Source organism: Synechococcus sp. KORDI-52 (assembly GCF_000737595.1).
Lineage (GTDB): Bacteria > Cyanobacteriota > Cyanobacteriia > PCC-6307 > Cyanobiaceae > Parasynechococcus.
This window is the reverse complement of sequence record NZ_CP006271.1, coordinates 1,990,706-2,007,864: the sequence shown is the minus strand read 5'-3', so window position 1 is coordinate 2,007,864 and position 17,159 is coordinate 1,990,706. Positions and strand designations below refer to the sequence as shown.

Annotated in this window: 16 protein-coding genes; 7 read left to right on the top strand and 9 right to left on the bottom strand. The window is 57.9% G+C overall.

The annotated features are described in order from the left end of the window. The first annotated feature begins 3 nt into the window (after positions 1-3). The gene (locus tag KR52_RS10280; RefSeq protein ID WP_084221985.1) at positions 4-390 is read left to right on the top strand and encodes an EAL domain-containing protein; all 387 of its coding nucleotides are present in this window, start codon (positions 4-6) and stop codon (positions 388-390) included. Here the strand turns inward: KR52_RS10280 and KR52_RS15160 are convergent. Then, positions 387-917: a hypothetical protein gene (locus KR52_RS15160; RefSeq protein ID WP_038555521.1), complete on the bottom strand. Its 531-nt coding sequence runs from the start codon at positions 915-917 to the stop codon at positions 387-389. The genes KR52_RS10280 and KR52_RS15160 overlap by 4 nt on opposite strands. A gap of 45 nt (positions 918-962) precedes the next feature. Here KR52_RS15160 and KR52_RS15280 point away from each other — a divergent pair, with 45 nt between their 5' ends. Next, complete coding sequence (locus KR52_RS15280; protein ID WP_256382161.1) at positions 963-1,091, top strand: hypothetical protein; 129 nt, start codon at positions 963-965, stop codon at positions 1,089-1,091. A gap of 115 nt (positions 1,092-1,206) precedes the next feature. Here KR52_RS15280 and KR52_RS10270 read toward each other — a convergent pair whose 3' ends face one another. The 7 genes from KR52_RS10270 to phnC form a co-directional block, all read right to left on the bottom strand. Beyond that, entirely contained in the window at positions 1,207-3,276 is a 2,070-nt protein-coding gene (locus tag KR52_RS10270; RefSeq protein WP_038555518.1) for a 4Fe-4S binding protein, read from the bottom strand. A gap of 341 nt (positions 3,277-3,617) precedes the next feature. Next, positions 3,618-4,223, bottom strand: a complete 606-nt coding sequence (locus KR52_RS10265) for a hypothetical protein (protein WP_038555515.1) — start codon at positions 4,221-4,223, stop codon at positions 3,618-3,620. Further along, complete coding sequence (locus KR52_RS10260; RefSeq protein ID WP_038555513.1) at positions 4,220-4,990, bottom strand: phytanoyl-CoA dioxygenase family protein; 771 nt, start codon at positions 4,988-4,990, stop codon at positions 4,220-4,222. Before KR52_RS10260 ends, KR52_RS10265 begins: the two co-directional genes overlap by 4 nt. Further along, complete coding sequence (locus tag KR52_RS10255; protein ID WP_084221983.1) at positions 4,987-5,988, bottom strand: phosphonate dehydrogenase; 1,002 nt, start codon at positions 5,986-5,988, stop codon at positions 4,987-4,989. Before KR52_RS10255 ends, KR52_RS10260 begins: the two co-directional genes overlap by 4 nt. Beyond that, positions 5,985-6,794 carry a phosphonate ABC transporter, permease protein PhnE gene (gene phnE, locus KR52_RS10250; RefSeq protein WP_038555510.1) on the bottom strand — a complete coding sequence of 270 codons (810 nt, stop codon included), beginning with the start codon at positions 6,792-6,794 and terminating at the stop codon, positions 5,985-5,987. Before phnE ends, KR52_RS10255 begins: the two co-directional genes overlap by 4 nt. 55 nt (positions 6,795-6,849) lie before the next feature. Further along, positions 6,850-7,746, bottom strand: coding sequence for a phosphate/phosphite/phosphonate ABC transporter substrate-binding protein (gene phnD, locus KR52_RS10245; protein WP_038555508.1), 897 nt, complete (start codon positions 7,744-7,746; stop codon positions 6,850-6,852). A gap of 44 nt (positions 7,747-7,790) precedes the next feature. Beyond that, positions 7,791-8,555 (bottom strand): phosphonate ABC transporter ATP-binding protein, encoded by a 765-nt coding sequence (phnC, locus tag KR52_RS10240; RefSeq protein ID WP_038555505.1) that lies wholly within the window; start codon positions 8,553-8,555, stop codon positions 7,791-7,793. 492 nt (positions 8,556-9,047) lie between these two features. Between phnC and arsB the strand changes: the two genes are divergently transcribed. The 4 genes from arsB to KR52_RS10215 all read left to right on the top strand — a co-directional run bounded on the left by arsB (position 9,048) and on the right by KR52_RS10215 (position 13,695). Continuing rightward, a complete protein-coding gene (gene arsB, locus KR52_RS10235; protein WP_038555502.1) occupies positions 9,048-10,058 on the top strand; it encodes an ACR3 family arsenite efflux transporter in 1,011 nt (336 codons plus the stop codon). A gap of 13 nt (positions 10,059-10,071) precedes the next feature. Further along, positions 10,072-11,256 carry a chromate efflux transporter gene (gene chrA / locus KR52_RS10230; protein WP_038555499.1) on the top strand — a complete coding sequence of 395 codons (1,185 nt, stop codon included), beginning with the start codon at positions 10,072-10,074 and terminating at the stop codon, positions 11,254-11,256. Between the two features lie 354 nt (positions 11,257-11,610). Beyond that, complete coding sequence (locus tag KR52_RS10225) at positions 11,611-12,420, top strand: glutathione S-transferase family protein (protein ID WP_051834330.1); 810 nt, start codon at positions 11,611-11,613, stop codon at positions 12,418-12,420. Positions 12,421-13,014: 594 nt separating this feature from the next. Further along, positions 13,015-13,695, top strand: coding sequence for a glutathione S-transferase N-terminal domain-containing protein (locus tag KR52_RS10215; protein ID WP_038555494.1), 681 nt, complete (start codon positions 13,015-13,017; stop codon positions 13,693-13,695). A 17-nt stretch (positions 13,696-13,712) separates the two neighbouring features. On the opposite strand, the gene KR52_RS10210 is transcribed toward KR52_RS10215, so the two are convergent. Further along, on the bottom strand, positions 13,713-15,248 hold the full coding sequence (locus KR52_RS10210) for a sulfotransferase domain-containing protein (protein WP_253912378.1): 1,536 nt from the start codon (positions 15,246-15,248) through the stop codon (positions 13,713-13,715). 560 nt (positions 15,249-15,808) lie between these two features. On the opposite strand from KR52_RS10210, the gene KR52_RS10195 reads away from it, so the two are divergent. Next, positions 15,809-17,158, top strand: coding sequence for a hypothetical protein (locus KR52_RS10195; protein ID WP_156957705.1), 1,350 nt, complete (start codon positions 15,809-15,811; stop codon positions 17,156-17,158). Position 17,159: the final 1 nt, after the last annotated feature.

Genomic DNA, 17,159 nt, shown 5'->3' with positions numbered 1-17,159 from the left:
CTTATAGAGCTTACCGAAACATCGCTCTTGACTGATCTTGCTCAGGCTAAAGAGCTTTTTGCTGAGCTTGCTGATTTGGGTGTTGATCTATGTATTGATGATTTTGGTACAGGCTATTCATCTCTTGCAGTTCTTCAAACCCTCCCAATTAAATATATCACAATTGACGGAGCTTTTGTCGATGCTGTTCCGGTCAATCGTGAGAATACTGCGATAGTGAAAGGTACGATTCTGATGGCCCGCGAGTTGGGTCTTAAAGTTGTTGCTGAATGCGTTCAGGGCGACTCGCAAATTGATTTTCTTGCAAGTCATGGCTGTGATTACTTCCACGGCTTTTTTAAATCTCCGCCACTCCCATTTGTCGTTGTCTCTGAGGTATTGAAGTCTTAGGTGTTATTGCTGAGCACTCTTTTGTCTGATTGTGTGTTCTCCCCATGCGCTTGCAGACAACACTTCATCTCGCGGATCAGTTCGCCCAGCGGAGTGGTGTTGGCGTCGACACGTGTGCCGGCGGTTTCCACCGCCATGGCGTAGTTCGTCAGATCAGGAAACACCAGATTGCGTCGCAGCACGCCGCCGTTGGTGTGGGGATTTGAACCCATGCGCCGCTCCCCCTTGGGAGAAAGGGAGCGGATCTCGGGGCGGATGGCTCCGGTTTCGTCAAACAGTTCCCAGGGCCGATAGCTCTTCAACCAGGCCTCCAGCTGCTGCAGGTGCTTCGGGTTGGTTTTCGCATCGGTGATGGGCACCTGGTGGGAGCGCCAGAAGTTTTCGAGCTTCTTGCCGTCCACCTCCGCTGGACCGGTGCAGCCCTTCGGTGAGCGCATCACCAGCATCGGCCAATTGGGCCGTTCGGCATTGTCGCTGTTGTGGGCGGTCTCCTGGATCTGACGGATCGTCAACACTGCCTGCTCCATGGCTACATCCCAACCCCTCGTTTTTATCAAGGAGCAGATGTGTTGATGCCCTGTCGCATCGCCATCTCCCAGACTGATTCGGGTGAGGTGATGTTGTCGATGTGCTCCCCTGAACGGCTCTTTCGGGACATCCGCTCTAAGGCTGAAGTTCTGGCGATTGCGCAGCAGGTGTAGGAGGAGACCCGACCGATCATTGGCAGGGCCGCTTACGAGCTTCGGTAGGCCACTGGATGACGCAGTGTTGAACATGCTCTTGCATACGCTCTGTTCGATTCGGCCTGAATTGAGCTCAGGCCGCCACAAGCCAGCGTCCCGCCACGGCCAGGGCAACGGTTAAACCTGAGGCCCCAAGCCAGGAGGTCCGATGGGTCGCCAACTGGCGCCGCAGCAGCACCACGCTGGAGCCCCAGCCGAGCAGAACGGCCAGGCTCTGGCAAAAGGCGATCACGTGGGCGTCCGCCTGCCAGGACGGCAAGGACTCAGTCCAGGACCCATTCAGTGGCGACAGGCTGACGGGCAGAAGCTGACCGGCTTCGCCCATGCCCAAGGGCAGGTGCCTAGCCAACAACAGCGCCCAAATCAGGGGCAGGAGGCCATACAGCGTCCGGCGGAGACGTTGACGGTTAAAGACCAAGCAGGCCGAGCCATAAAGCAGTGTGGGGATCGAGAGGGCCAGCAGCGCCATGAGCAATCGGGGCAGCAGTGGACCCTCCACCAGGCTGGCTGGAGCACCTGGAATCCAAGCCAGCATGCGCGGGGCCTGGTGCAAACAGACGTCGCCGGCCAGGACCAGCAGCAGACTGGGCTCTCCACGGGGTAGCTCCATCTCTCGCTGGATATCGGCGGCAGGGGGTCTGATGGCGAGCTGAACCGAGCGATGGGGGCAGGCCTGGGCACAGGTCAAACAAAGAACACAGTTGCGGTTGTCATGCAGGTGGGCCGGATGGGTGCCGAGCGGGCAACCCGCTGTCGCCAGTCCTTCGCCATCGGCCGGTCCGCCTTTGAAGCAGGCATAGCTGCTGCAACTGCCGCTGCAGGTGCCGACCTGGGCGCGGAGTTCCAACACGGACAACTTTGCAAAGAGCCCGTTCATGCCGCCAACGGGACAGAGATAGCGGCACCAAAAACGTTTCTCAAAGCGCAGCGAGCCGATCACCGCCCCGCTGGTGATCAACAACAGCAAGCAACTGCTCAGCCAGGCTGTGTTCTGCAGATTCCAGACCTCTTCCCAGAGCAGGATCAAGGCGAAGCCCGCCGCCAGCAGGGGGGAGGCCCACCCGTCAGTTTCCCCGCGGGGCCAGCGAGCGGGTCGCCAACCCAGGATTCGCGCAAGTTGTTGGCTGATTTCGCCCCAGACCATGAAGGGGCAGAAGGAGCACCACAGACGGCCAACCAGGGGAAAACCCAGCAGGATCAACGGCCACCACCAGGCCCAGAAGAGGTTCAAGGCACCGTTGTGGGCCCGGTCCTGCGGCCCCAGCCAGAGCCAGAGATTCACCAAAACAAATACCCAGCTGACCACGCCGAAGAGCAGAGTGTTCCAGAGCCATGGGGCTCGCATCCACTCCCTCAGTTGAGGCTTCCAACGCCAGATATCGAAGCGATAGCGCTGTTGGCGAGGCGACGTCCAAAAGACGTCCTCCGGAATCAGCATCGGAACCGTGCTGCCCTCCTGGCGCCGGATCTGCTGCAGGGCCCTGTCAACCAGGGTCTCCAGCTCACGGATGTTGTTCGGGAAGTCGTAGGCCTGGAGCCGTTTGATTATCGCCTCGGATACGTCAGGGGCCTGGGGCCAGCCGAGTTTGCGGCTGCGCAATCGGATCCCATAGCGCAACCACTCCCCGAGGTCCTGCCGGCGCACTCGTATCGGCGGCACCCGAATCAGGCTGCAGCGCCGCTCAATGTCGGAGCACACCGTCTCTGAGGTGAAAAACAGGCGTCCTCGGAAGCCGTGCTGCCCCTCCAGTAGTTCTAGGAGGAGCGGTTTGAGGCCCTCAGGCGCACGATCGAGCTGATCGATCAGGAGTGAGCCGTCACCAACGAGCTCAAGTAGGGAGCGACCATCCGAGGAATCCAGGGGCTCGAGCAGATCGCTGCCATCAGCCTTGAGCAGAGCCGCATCCAGGCGCAGCATTAACTCCTTGCGCTGGGGGGATCCGAAGTGGATCAGCGCCGCCAGGTTGTCCTTCTCCAGCCCCGGTTCTCCGAGGATGAAGACCGCTCGCCGCTGGCCATCCGCGGCGGCCTGGCGCACGGACTCCCGAAGCGTTTTGGCGTAACGACTACTGCCCACCACACCGCGACGGGCACGACCCACCAGCAGGGGCGCCAAACTCAGCAGAACAGGGGGTGCGGCCAATGCCCAACCAGATTTATTTTCTTTAGTTTGGAAAAAACTCGCGAAGCCGCCCGCGTTTGAGACATTCAGCTTGGTTTGCTGTGGACCATCCCCTTACTCACGGCTTTTTGCCTTTGATGAATCCATCTCGACAGAATCTTTGGTTGGTTTTATGAGATGCATGCCTGGAGACGGCAATAATTCTGCTGATCAGCGCTGGGGTTTCTGGCCGCTGCTGCCACTTAGCAATCAGTTGCCGGAACAGGTCTGAGGGGCTTGTCCCTGAGTTGTCACTGGAATTTTGTGCAACTGGGATCAATCGTGTGCAACTCCCAGGGAGCTGACCTCGCTTGAATCCTGCTCTACAGGAGATGGTTCAAGACCACCTGTCTGTAGGCATCCAAGTCGGGCACTTCAACCCCATGAACCTTGGCCCGGTCGTCCCAGCGCCGCAGGGTCATGGCATCGTCCATCCCCTCCAAGGCCAAAAGCCGCATTGCTTCTGAACGGCTCAGCTCTCCGCCTTGCACGGCAAAGCTGCGTTTCGATGCATCCGATAGCCCCGCGTAATACGTCTCATCGAGGGAGCACAGCAGCCGTTTGGCTGAGACATGCCGCTGTACGGGGGCAACAACCTGCGTGGGGAAGAATACCGAGAGTGCTCGGGCTGCGACGGCCTCATGGGCGCAGTCCTGATCGAGGAAATCCCTCTGCTCATCGTGTTCATCGATCATCAGATGACCGATGTCATGAAGCAGTGATGAAACCACCAGGTGGGGCTGCCGCGACTCCTGGTGGGCCAGATGCGCTGTCTGCAGAGCATGTTCCAGCTGCGTCACCGATGGGTCGTAGCTGGATTGCCCATGGGTGTTGAGATAGGCGAAGAGCAGGTCAACGCGCTCCTCGCGACTCCCCGCTTGCATGGATTTCATCCATTCGATGGCGTGGTCGGCCAGTGCAGCAGTCATGAGACGTCCTCCCCGAGAAAGTGGTTGATCAAGCTGACGCGCCCTTCCGCCAGCGCCTGCTTTTTGTGGTCGTAGTACTCCGATCGCAAATCGCCTTCGGAGCTGGCGTTGTAGGTGACGTACAACGCGCGGCGCGAACGATCGGAGCGATTGGTGCCGCTGCGGTGCGGTGCAAAGGAGTTGAAGAACACCGCGTCTCCAGCCGCCACAGGCATCGGCGTCCATTCGAGTTGAGCTGCCCGCTCAATCGGGAGGCATCCATCGGCATTCATATCGATCACCCCGTTGTGATGGGCCCCCTTGGCGAATTCCAAGCAGCCATTGCTTCTATCCGCTGAATCCAAGGCCAGCAGCATCGTGATGTGCAGCGAGCCAAACGGATAGGCCGGGGCATCTTGATGGGGGGCGTACCCGGCGGCACCGGGGTGCTTGTAGTTGATCTTTTCCTTGAACAGCACCGGCGGCTCGCCAAACAAGGCTTCGAGCACATCGTGCACCCGCCCTTGGGTCAGGAACTGATGCAGGGGAGGGTGATCCTTGGCGAAGTCTTCGGTTCGCGCTTTGACCCGACCACGGTCTGTGCTTTCGAAGTAGTGGCGCCCCAATGTCGATGCGTTGGAGATGTCGTCAATCCAAGCCAGCAGCTCAGCCATGGCGTCGCTTGCCACCAAGCCGGGCACATGCACGACGCCGTCCTGTTGATGACGCCCTTGGAATTCCAGGAGATCCTTCGGATCCCAGTGCGTTGTGGTTGTGGTGTTGCTCATCTGATCGGCATCAGGGTGGACTCAACAAGTGCCTTGAGATTGCGGGCCGCCGTCATGGCGATGTCTTCTCGGATCGATTGAACGGCTGACCCGATGTGCGGGGTGAGCACCGTGCGATCGCGCTGATCAAGCAAGCCCTGGGGAATGGAAGAGGGGTGGTCCTCTCGGGCCCAGTCCTCCATCTCAAAAACATCGGCTCCGTAGCCCCCCAGCTGGCCTGATTGCAGCGCGCGCACAACAGCCTGTTCATCCACCACCGAGCCGCGGCATGGATTCACCAGCACTGCCCCCGGTTTGCACCGGGCCAACACATCCGCATTGATCAGATGCAGCGTGTCGTTCGTGAGCGGCACCATCAGTACCAGGTGATCACTGCGTTCAATCACGTCGTTGAACTCCACATGCTGCAGTTCAAGACGTTGCTCGGATGGGCGATCAAGACGAACGGGATCGCAGTACAGCAGCGTTGCGCCAAAGCCCCGCATGCGCTCGGCGAATTCAATGCCGAGTTGCCCCATCCCCACGATGCCAACCGTGCTGTTGATCACTCCCTTGGAGTAGAAATTGGGCCGCCATCCAGGGAACTGGCCTGTGCGCATGAAGGCATCTCCTGCCTGGATGGATCGCGCCAGGCTGATCAGCATCGCAACGGTGAGTTCTGCCGTTGGTGCCGCCAACAAATTGGGGATGAATTGATAGCGAATGCCCCGGGCATCACAGGCGGAGAGATCGAAGTTGTCGAACCCACGCAGGGCTCCGGCGATCGAGCGCAGCCGCGGGCAGTGATCCAGAAAGTCGGCATCGACGCAATCCGGCATGAACATCAGCAGGCCGTCGGCGTCCGCTGCTGTTTCCAACAGGGCGCGACGGCTCCAGGGCTCCCGGCTGCGATTGGCGGTGACCCGTGCGAATTCGGAGAGGAAGTCGATCACCTCCTCCTGCACGTAGTTCGTGACCACGAGATGGGGCCGCTGTTGATGGCGCATGAGGGTCGTCATTGCACCATCCAATGCCGCAGAGCATTGCTCATCGAATCGAGTGCTGTGACCACCACAAGCACCACCAGCAGCAGGGCCGAGACCTGTTGGTACTCCATGATTCGCAGGGCACTGATGATTTCCAAGCCGATGCCGCCGGCGCCAACGGCGCCCACCACCATCGAAGCCCGGAAGTTGTATTCCCAGCGGTAGAAGGTGACATCCGCCATGGCTGGAAACACCTGAGGAAGGATGCTGTGAACGATTACCTGCAGTTCAGATGCCCCCGATGAGCGGGCGGCTTCGATCGGCTCTTGATCGCAGAGTTCGATCGCCTCGGCGTAAAACTTGCCGAGCATGCCCACGGAGTGAAGGCCAAGCGCCAGGGTTCCGGGCAGTGCTCCGAAGCCAACAGCAGCCACAAGAATCATGCCGAGGATCAACTCGGGAACGGCTCGGGTCACATTGAGCACTGCCGTGGCGATCACGTAAAGCGCCGAGCTGGGGCTGGTGTTTCGGGCGGCAAAGAAACAAAGAAGGAGCGAGAAGAACACCGCGATGGAGGTGCCTGCGATGCTCATCGCCATCGAGTCGATCAAAGGCTTGATCCAGAACGGCCACCGAGCGAAATCCGGCGGAAACATCTCTGGCAGCAAGTTCAAAATCGCCGGCACCCCAGTGGCGATCCGATTCGGATCAAACAGACCAACAACGGCCAAGGAACCAACAACCGCGGTGAGAATCACCAGCACACGCAGGAATTGCTGACGCCATCGCAGCTCATGGCGCCGAAGAATGGCGCGATGGGTATCAACGGAAGCACTCATAACCGAAGACCAAAAAGGTCCCGATGGTGGAAACCACCGGGACAGAAGAACGGGTTCAGTTGACGAACTTGCCGAGGTCGAGGCCCAGCAGATCACCCGCCTTGCGGATGCCGTCGTAGTCCTGATCGGTGATCACGGCGAATCCATCGGCCTTGAACGGCTTCAGGACGCTGTCGTCGTTCAGTTCAATGAAGGTGGTGCTGATGGTCTCCTTCAGCTCGGGCTTCAACGACGAGCGCATCGTCCAGGGGTACTGCGGGATCGGCGCTGATTTGGCGATCAAGGTCACCTTGTTGGCGTCGATCTTGCCCTTCTCCTTCAGGGATTCGAAAATCGGGCAAGCCACGCCACCGGCCTGAGCGTTGCCGTTCTGAACGGCCAGGGCCACGGCGTCATGGGCGCCGAGGAACACACCCTCGTAGTCCTCACCCTTGGTGAGGCCATTTTCTTTGAGGGTCAGTTCCGGGAACAGACGGCTGGAGGTTGAGGCTGGATCTCCAAAGGCAAAGGTTTTGCCTTTGATCGCCTCAAAGTCGGTCACACCGGCTTCGGTGTTGCCGATCAGGCATGACTGGTAGGTCTTGGTGCCCCCCTTGATCCGAGCGGCGAACGGTTCGATTTCGCTCTTGGTCTTGGCCAGCACGTAGGACAGCGGTCCGAAATAGGCCAGGTCGAGGCGATCGTTGCGAGCCGCCTCGATCATGGAGGAGTAATCGGTGGTGACCACCAGTTCGATCTCCTTACCGAGCTTCTGGTTGAGGTAATCCTTCAGCCCTTGGTTGTCCTGAATCACCGTTGCGGCATTTTCATCCGGGATTAGGGCAACAATCAGCTTGTTGGGATCACTGGAGTCGGCAGACTTGCCAGTTGTTGTTTGGCTGGAGCAACCAGTCAGAACAATCGCAGCAGAGGCAAAAGCAACGGCTGAAAAACGCGCAGCTTGGGACAACATGGGGATGAAATGAAGAGCAAGCCTGAAGTCGAGACGGCGGATGATTAGGTGACCGCTGCCTCGAGCTTGTGGCGATACAGGGCGTGAATTTCGCTTTCTTCCAGCGTCACCGAGTGTTGGTCGCAAATGATGCGACCAGCGGCCATGCCAATGATTCGATCAGCAAACTGGCGTGCGAATTCCACCTGGTGAAGGCTCACCAGAACAGCAATTCGGTCCCGCTGGCAGATGTCTTTCAACAGTGAAAGAATCTGCACTGAACTTTCCGGGTCCAGGCTGGCGATCGGCTCGTCCGCAAGAATCAGACGGGGTTCCTGAACCAGAGCCCGTGCGATGCCGACGCGTTGCTGCTGGCCGCCGCTGAGGTCTTTTACGCGGGCCAGTGCTTTATCGATCAAACCCACGCGCTCCAGGGCTGAGAGGGCTTTTTGGCGATCGCTCTCCGGCAGTGGAAGCAGTGAACGCAGGAAGGAGTGGTATCCCAAGCGCCCCATCAGCACGTTGTCGAGCACGGACAAGCGGTCAATCAGCTGGTGCTGCTGGAACACCATGGCCGTGTCCCGACGGTGGGCGCGGAGCTGCCGGTTGGTGCTCGCGCTGATCTCTCCGTGGTGGCGTGATCGGATGCTTCCCGAACAGGGCTGAACCAACCCATTCAGGGAGCGCAGCAGCGTTGATTTTCCAGCCCCGGAGGAGCCCAGAAGAACAACAAATTCTCCATCTTGGAGCGAGAAATTGATATCTCGGACTGCGAAATTGTTTTCTCCAAATGAAACCGATAATTGCTGGATACTTAATAGCTCTTTCATTGCCTTGTTCTCCAGAGCACTTGCTAAGAAAATCTAGCCTTCATCTGGCGCTGACGATTAACAAATGGATAAGGACTAGTAGAGGCTTGCTTATCGCTTGCTAATTTTTAAATTTCTTGGTCTGATCTTATTGCATTCATAACCTGTGGCTTCCTGTGATCGGAGCCTGTCTCTCCTGGCTCATCGCATCAGCATCCCTTGATGGGTTCATGGCTCTGTTCGATGAAGAGTGTGGGCAAATTGATGCTCTCCCTCAGCGCCTCCGGTGAGCTCGAAGGTTGATCACTGTGTTGATCGCCGCAAGTACAACAAGCAGCGTGAGGCAGGCAGATTTGTAATCCAACATTTTTTGGCCTAATCCAGCTCGCTCTTGTTTTGGCTGGTGGCTTTGTCGCTATTTAAGGCAGTTGTTCATGTATTCCAGAACACATCCTTTTGTGACCGGAACCTGTTGGACGTAGTGTTATCGCATCAAGATTTCTTGATGGATTAATGGGTCTGTTCGAGCGCTATCTCTCCGTCTGGATTGGTCTGGTAATTGTGGTGGGAGTTGGCCTTGGCGCTTGGTTCCCTGATGCGGCGGTAAGCATTGCGGGCCTAGAGGCTGCGGGGATCAACCTGCCGATCGCGGTGCTGATCTGGGGAATGATTTTCCCGATGATGCTGGCGGTTGACTTCTCCTCCATCGGAGCGATTCGCCTGCAGCCGCGGGGGCTTTTGGTGACAGCCGTCGTGAACTGGCTGATCAAGCCCTTCACCATGACGGCTCTTGCCTGGCTGTTCATCCGTGGCGTTTTTTCCGCCTGGATCCCGGCAGCCATCGGCCAGGAGTATGTGGCGGGGATGATTCTTCTTGGCGTCGCGCCCTGCACGGCGATGGTGTTCGTGTGGAGTCGTCTCAGCGACGGCGATCCCAACTACACCCTGGTGCAGGTGGCGTTGAACGACCTGATCATGGTCTTCGCCTTCGCTCCGATTGCGGCGCTTCTGCTGGGGGTTTCGGATGTGTTGGTGCCTTGGGACACGATGCTTACGGCAGTGGGGCTGTTCGTCGTGGTCCCCCTGGTGGCCGGATGGTTCACGCGGCTGAGCCTGCGCAGCACTCGCCGGATTGAGCGGTTGGAGACGCGGCTCAAGCCCCTGTCGATTGGCGCGTTGATCGCCACCGTGTTGCTGCTGTTCATGGTGCAGGCCCAGGCGATCCTGGCCAATCCGCTGGCCATCGTTTTGATTGCCATCCCTTTAATCCTCCAGACCTATCTGATCTTCTGGATCACAGCGTTCTGGATGCGCTCAGCAGGGCAGCCACGATCGATTGCGGCACCCGGGGCCATGATCGGCGCGTCCAACTTTTTTGAGTTGGCAGTTGCGGTGGCCATCAGCCTGTTCGGTTTGAACTCCGGGGCTGCCTTGGCCACGGTTGTTGGCGTGCTGGTGGAGGTTCCGGTGATGCTGTCGCTGGTGGCGATGGCCAACCGGAACCGACGCCTGTTCCCCGCCTGAGAGGAGCAGCGTGATGCCCGCTCCGCTGCAGGTGTTCGTTCAGTTCTTCGTGTTGGGGTTGACCTCCTTCGGTGGCCCCGTGGCGCACCTCGGTTACTTCCACGAGAGGTTTGTGCAGCGGGAGCGTTGGATCACCGCTGCGGCCTACGCCGATCTCGTTGGTCTCTGTCAGCTGTTGCCAGGCCCTTCGAGTTCCCAGGTGGGCATGGGTCTGGGGCTGATCCGGGCCGGTTGGCTTGGCGGCCTGGCGGCCTGGGCAGGGTTCACGTTGCCCTCTGCTGTGTTGATGGTGCTGGCGGCGTCGCTGCTATCAGCCCATCCCCGTTTGATCGATGGGGGTTGGGTGCATGGCTTGATGGTGGCGGCTGTGGCCGTGGTGGCCCAGGCCGTTCTGGGCCTGCAGCGCAAGCTGGCTCCCGATCGGCAGCGGGCCAGCCTGTTGGTGGCGGCTGCTGTGCTGGTGCTGTTGGTGCCTCGCGTCTGGGCTCAGCTGTTGACACTGCTGCTTGGCGGATTGGTGGGTTGGTGCGCGCTGACCCCACCTGAGCTGGAGCCATCGGCACCGGAACGTCTCGTGGTTCCGCTGCGCCGTTCGGTGGCGGTGATTTTGCTTGGTTTCGCTGTGCTGCTGTTCGTGGCTCTGCCCTGGTTGTCTGCTGAGGCCAGACCGCTGTTGGTTCAGCAGCTCAGTGGTTTCCTGCGCACCGGTGCCTTGGTGTTTGGCGGTGGTCATGTGGTGCTCCCCTTGCTGGAGCAAGCCTTGGTTCCCAACGGCTGGATCGACCTGCAGCAGTTTCTGGCGGGCTATGGCGCTGCCCAGGCGGTGCCGGGGCCGATGTTCAGTTTCGCGGCTTTTCTTGGTTTTGATCTGCAGCCTGGACTTCAGGGCATTGCCGGTTCTGTGATGGCGCTTTTTGCCCTCTTTTTTCCCTCGTTCTTGTTGGTTGGTGGGCTCTTGCCCTTCTGGAGTGACCTGGGCCGTTTGACTCCGATGCGTCGAGCCCTGCTGGGCATCAATGCTTCGGTGGTGGGCATCCTGCTGGCGGCGTTGTTTCAGCCCGTATGGCAGACAGGCATCCGCGGAGGCGCTGAGTTCAGCCTGGCGTTGGTGGCGTTTGTGTTGTTGGTGTGCTGGCGGCAACCGGCGTGGCGGGTGGTGCTGTTCTGCGCCGTAGTGGGTGGTTTGACCCTGGCTTGATCCATTCCTCTGCAGAATCACTGCATTGATGGGGAGCGTGGTGGCTGGAGCTGGTGTGAATCCTGCTGATCAGCGCTGGGGTTTCTGGCCGCTGCTGCCTCTTTAGGCCCAGACGTTGTAATGGATTTGAAGGGCTTGTCCCTGAGTTTTCCCCGGAATTTTGTGCAACTGGGTTGAATGAAGGGCAGCTGGACGACCATCAGAGATGAGCGCCAAGATTGGCTTCGGCATGGTGCCTACAGCCAGAGAATGCTTGGTTGATTTGATCTGAGTTCAGGATTAGCGCACTCAGTTGAACGATCGGATCAGCTCCCTAGCGTTGATCAGGGATGCAGAAATGAGAGAGGTGATGACATGAGCCAAACATCAAGGCTCGCCCGGCAGGTGACACTTGACGCAGCGTGGTCGCCTTCAGCGCATAGTGAAATCTGCTGTCTGATCTATGCCACTCAAAACGGCTGGAAGCTCCCCATCCTGTTTGAAGAAATGGGTGTGCCCTATGACTGGGCACTGGTGGACTTTGAGAAGAGTGAACAGCGCAGTGAACGTTTTCTTTCCATCAACCCAAACGGTCGGATTCCGGCACTGATTGATCGTGCGCGCGGAGTAACAGTCGCCGAGTCGGGAGCCATCTTGGAGTACAGCGCAGCTCGCTTCGCGAGCCCTTTGCTGCCTCCTGCCGATGAGGACCTGCAGCTGCACCTGCAGACGAAGCAATGGCTCCATTGGCAGGTCAGCGCCCTCGGGCCTTCGATGGGGCAAGCCATGTACTTTCAGCGAATCGCCAAGGTTCGCGGCCACAACGATCCCTTCGCCATTGGTCGCTTCATTGCGGAAGCGGAACGTTGTTTGCACATGCTCGACGACCAGCTCGCGTCATCGGGCGGCCCTTTTGTGCTCGGCCAGCGCTGCACACTCGTCGATGTCGCCTGTTTCCCCTACTGCGCTAGTGCCTATTGGGCCAATGTCGATATCTCGGAGATGAGTCATCTGCTTGCCTGGATCGAGATGCTCCACCAGCGTCCGTCCTTCAGTACCGGCCTCACCGTGCCTTTTTCTAGGCCTGCTTTCTTTGGCCCTCCGTATGCAACACCGGACGAGATCGAGTCGGAGATTGCGCGTAACGCCGGTCAGTTCGCTGTGATTTCAAAATCACCCAGTTGAGCTGCCAGGGGTCTCGGCTCCATGAATCCTTGCTGGGAGTGATTTCCGGAGGTGATCCTGTTTGTGCAGAATCACTGCATTGATGGGGAGTGTGGTGGCTGGAGCTGGTGTGAATCCTGCTGATCAGCGCTGGGGTTTCTGGCCTCTGCTGCCACTTAGCTATCAGTTGCGGGAATAGGTCTCGGGGTCTTGTCTCTGAGTTGTCCCTGGAATTTTGTGCAACTTTGCGGAACGATGGGCAATGGCTCGATCTCCCAAAGGGAACCAATGGGCGTGACGAAGCTGGATCCATTGAAGCGTCGGCTTTTGATCCGTCGCTGTGGCTCCCGCTCCCGTCTCATCGGAATCAAGCGTGAACCGCTTGGGAAATGGTTCTTGAGGATCTTGAATCCTGGGTATTGCTTTGTGATCGAGTCAAGCGGCAGGAGGAGAAGTCGGCTGGGTTGTTTAACTCGCTCTCTTTCCCGAGCACATTCGATTCTTTTGCTCAGCGCCTAGTCCACCGTGATGTAGGACTCGGTTGGCTCGTTCGAGAGACGACGGGGACAAAGGGCTAAGAAGCGTCATCTTGAACTAGAAACGTCGATCTCCCTGATGCCATCCCTAGAGCTGTATGGATGCTGGCGCTCTAGCGCCTCCCAACGTCTGCAGATCGGTTTGCGACTGAAAAAGCTGCCATTCAGTTACACCCCTGTCTCCTTGGATCGAGGCGAGCAACATCGCGATTGGTACCGGGCCATCAATCCCCGAGCTGAGCTGCCAACCCTGGTGGTTGATGGCGAGCCTTGGGTTCAAACACTGGCCATCCTCGAGACGCTGGAAGAGACCTTCCCCGAACAGGGGCACTCCCTGCTGCCGACCACGCATCGCGAACGACGAATCTGCCGTGCGATTGCTGAACAAATCAACAGTTCAATGCAACCGCTGCTCCTCCCGGCACGTTTGCGCAAACCCATCATCGAGGCGGGCGGTCAAACGGCTGCCACGCCACTGGAGCCTGCCCTCCAGGCGGGCATTCGACAGCATCAGCTCCATGCACTCAACGACCTCAACACCTGGCTGGCGTCGTTTTCTGGACCCTTTTGCCTCGATTCCTCACCCACAATGGCCGACGCCTGCGTGGTTCCTCAGCTCGACGCGGTGATGCGCCTGGGGCTGGATCTCAGCCCGTTTGAGCGGCTTGTGGCCCTGCATAGGCATTGTCAAAGCTTGGAAGCGTTCGCAATGGCAGCACCGGATCAGCAACCTGATGCACCAAACCGTTCCAGCGTCTGAGCAAAAGGACTCCAACACTAAAGATCAGCAAGCTCCTCGAGATAGCCTGCCAGCAGAGGATGCGTCTCCATTCCTGCCCACTGCTCCCGAGCGGCCTTCGCCACCAACGCCTCGGCTCGATGCGACAGATGCTGACGCCAATTGTCTGTGGTTCCCGCTCGAAAATACAGCTTGGGATTGAGATGAAAACTGCCTGGATTCGCCGTAATGCCTTGTTTCATGGCCTGAAACTCGGTCCCAGCTGCAATTGCTGCAGCCCGCTCTGGTTCCAAAGTCGCTGAAGGGAAAAGGAACTGCTGAAGCTGCTCAACGGTTTCAGCTTTGCGCTCAACCATGTCCTCATAACGAAGCGCGCAAATCTGGGATGCCTGCAGTCGGGGTTCGGGTGTTAACCAACCGCGGATATGACGGAAATAACTACCGAAGTAGAGATCTCCCTGCACAAACAGCTCAGCGAAACGATCCAGTTCGAGTTCGGGATCCACTTGCAGAAGTGGGTGGCGCACCCAGAAAAAGTACTGGGAAACCAGCGCGGCTCGTGGATCGCGAATGGCCACAACGAAACGCGTTTGAGGATGAATGCGTCGGCATGGCAAATCGTCAACGGCGCAGTGCAGATACCAAAGCCGTGGGCAATCCGAGGTGGCTGCCTGGAACCTTTGCCAATCGGCGGGGGTCTCTTGGGACAACAGAACCTCAGGCCAGGGCATCGCTCCATGCCCGATATCACCATCCACCATCGGATGTCTGCCGGGCAGGTCAACATTGGCTCGCACCAGTTCCACCAGATATTTTTTCGCCAGATGGGTACCAACTTTCTGATGGGTGGCTAGAAGCACGTCATTCGGCTGAGTGTCCCAAGTCTTTGTGAGGTGCTCGGTAGCTCGATAGTCGATGAATGGTGGATAGCAACGGCCATTCCAGCGGTGATGCAAGAAGCCTTCTTCATGGGCCAGCAGTGCTGGTTCAAAGGTGCGGAAACTGTGGCCAGGACGCAGCGCCTCGAGGCGATCACGCAGCACTTCGATGGTGTGATCAAGCTTGAGCGATCGCTGCTGCAGGGCCCGACTTGCGTACATGACCTGCACCGATGGCTGGATTGCATTGGCCACCGCTTCCAGTTGGGTTTGGTCAGCAGCAGAAAAGGGCTGTCCATCGATGCGGTTCAAAACTTGAAGCGCTCCGACAACCTCCAACGCATCTCCGTGGATTGGCACGGTGATCGCGGTGGACACCTTGTAAGAAAGAGCTTCACCCGCTTTTTGGTGTGCTCCCTCCAAAATCTCCAGCCCTGAGCGGTTGACACAGCTGCCGGTGATGACGCACTCACCCACCATCGAACCCTCAAGGTCAGCACAGATCTGTCGTTGCACAACTTTCGTGCCGGCCTCTAGCCACAGCTCATCGGTATCGGGATCGAGCACAAACACTCCGCACCGCTCTGCCCGCAACAGATTTGGCAACGTCACGACCAGCAGCTGGAGCAGATCGTTGTTCCGCAGAGCATCCCATCGCTGTGCCAGTTCCTGACGCCGGACAACAACACGCTGCATACGTTGGTCAAGCGATTGCATGGAACGGAGTCGGCGGAACCTCATTATTGGCAACCTATTGATGGCTGCCTAATCGCGAGGCAAAATTATTAGTCCGAGATATGCACGCGTTCGATGGCTATCGATCTGCACGTGTCTTTTCAGAGCAAGCAGTAGCTCTACTGGCAGCTCAGTGCTATTGGTCCTTCTTCCGTGGGTGAGTTGCCTGAGAATTCCTTCGCTCAAATTGTCTCTGGCTTTCAAGTAGAGCAACTTGAGCCGAGTTTTGGCCGATAGTTCCACGTACAGGGAACTCGCGACAATTCTTGCCTTCATGAACGCCGATCTCAGGGCAACTGAGGGCATCTCGGTCAAGTACCAAAACGGGCCCTCGGGCTACTGCCACTTGGCTCCGAGTTGCAGGAACAGTTCTGAGGGGCTTGTCTTTGAGTTGTCCCTCATTTTTTGTGCAACTGGGGACAGTTATATGCAACTGAACGCCCTTCAAATGGGGATGACGAGGCTGGGTAGTTTGAAGAGGCGGGGCTCTGATCCGTCGTTATGACCCTTGCTCCTGGCCTATGGGATTCAAGCGTGAACGGCTTGAGGAGTGGTTCCTGAGGGTCTTAAGCCCTGGATATGGCTACGTGGTCGAAAACAGCGGGGGAAAGACCACGCGATCTGGCTGGTTAACAGCCTCTCTTCTGGCTCAACACCTTGGTCTGGCTGGTGGTCAGCCGCAGTACTTGGCAATCCGTCCGAACAAGACAACCAACTGGCTTGTCTTGGACGTTGATCAACATCGATCTCCTCACCATCCAGATCGTGGTGAGGGTTCCCTCGAGACGCTGCTTGAGAGATGCCGCTTGATGGGACTGAATCGCCCGCTGCAAATTCGCTCCAGCTTCAGTGGCGGTATCCATCTCTGGTTTCCGCTGTCTCAGCCGGTTAAGACTTTTGATGCTGCCCTAACCATGAAAAGGGCACTGTTAACGCCCGGCATTGAATCTGGTTTGGATGCTGAGTCCTACGCCTTCCAAGAACCCGAACTTCTGCAGCTATCGGGAGGTGTTCTGGAGGTCTTTCCCAACGACAAGGCTCGTGACAGTGATTACAGGGCGATCCGTATGCCCTGCACAGGTCAAGGGAATGGCGTTTGTGTTGAAGGATTCGGGATCGTCGAGGAGCCAGGAGCATTTCGAGCTCACTGGGAGGAGGCTGCTCCGTACAACCAGCTCGTTGAATCCAGGTTGATCAGCCATAGGGAGCCAGATTGTGGTCCTTACAACTGGGTTCAGGAGCGTGCCGATGGTGATCTCAAGTTTGTTCCACTCAATTGGGTTGTCCCTTTCTCACGGCGTTTCGCGTCGCCAGTAGTTTCCGCGGTTAAGGGTGAGGGGCTGTTGGGGGAGCCCCCTAACAAGTCTGATTTCTCACCGATCAGCGTGGAGGATGCCAAGTACCTGCTCAAGGTTGGCTGGACTGGTCGTGGCCAAACTCAGCAACTCCAGCTCGCCGCCTTGATGGTTGCGCGCAGTCAACACGCAGAGGCCGATCTCATAGCTGATGAGGTCTGTGAGCTGTTGGTGGCTTGTCCTGGTTTTTATGACCACTGCGGACACGTTGAGGAGATTCTTCGTAAGGAGCGACCAGGTCGTTCTGCTTGTAAAAAAGCTGCTGTCTTCGATCCTTGTTATGAGGGCAGCTGGAAGGAGGCAGCGAATAAGAAGCGATCAGAAGATGCGTCTATGCGCGCAGTGGCAGCACTTAAACGTGCAGAAGAAGAAGGCCTCACCTGCGCCTCTATCTCATCTGCCATCACTGAGTTGTTGCAGAGATATGGATCGCCTCAGAAGCGTTGGTGGTACAAGAAGGCCAACAGTGAGCACCTCGCCAACTTGAAGAGGCTTGTCCATAAACGTTCTCAGTGAC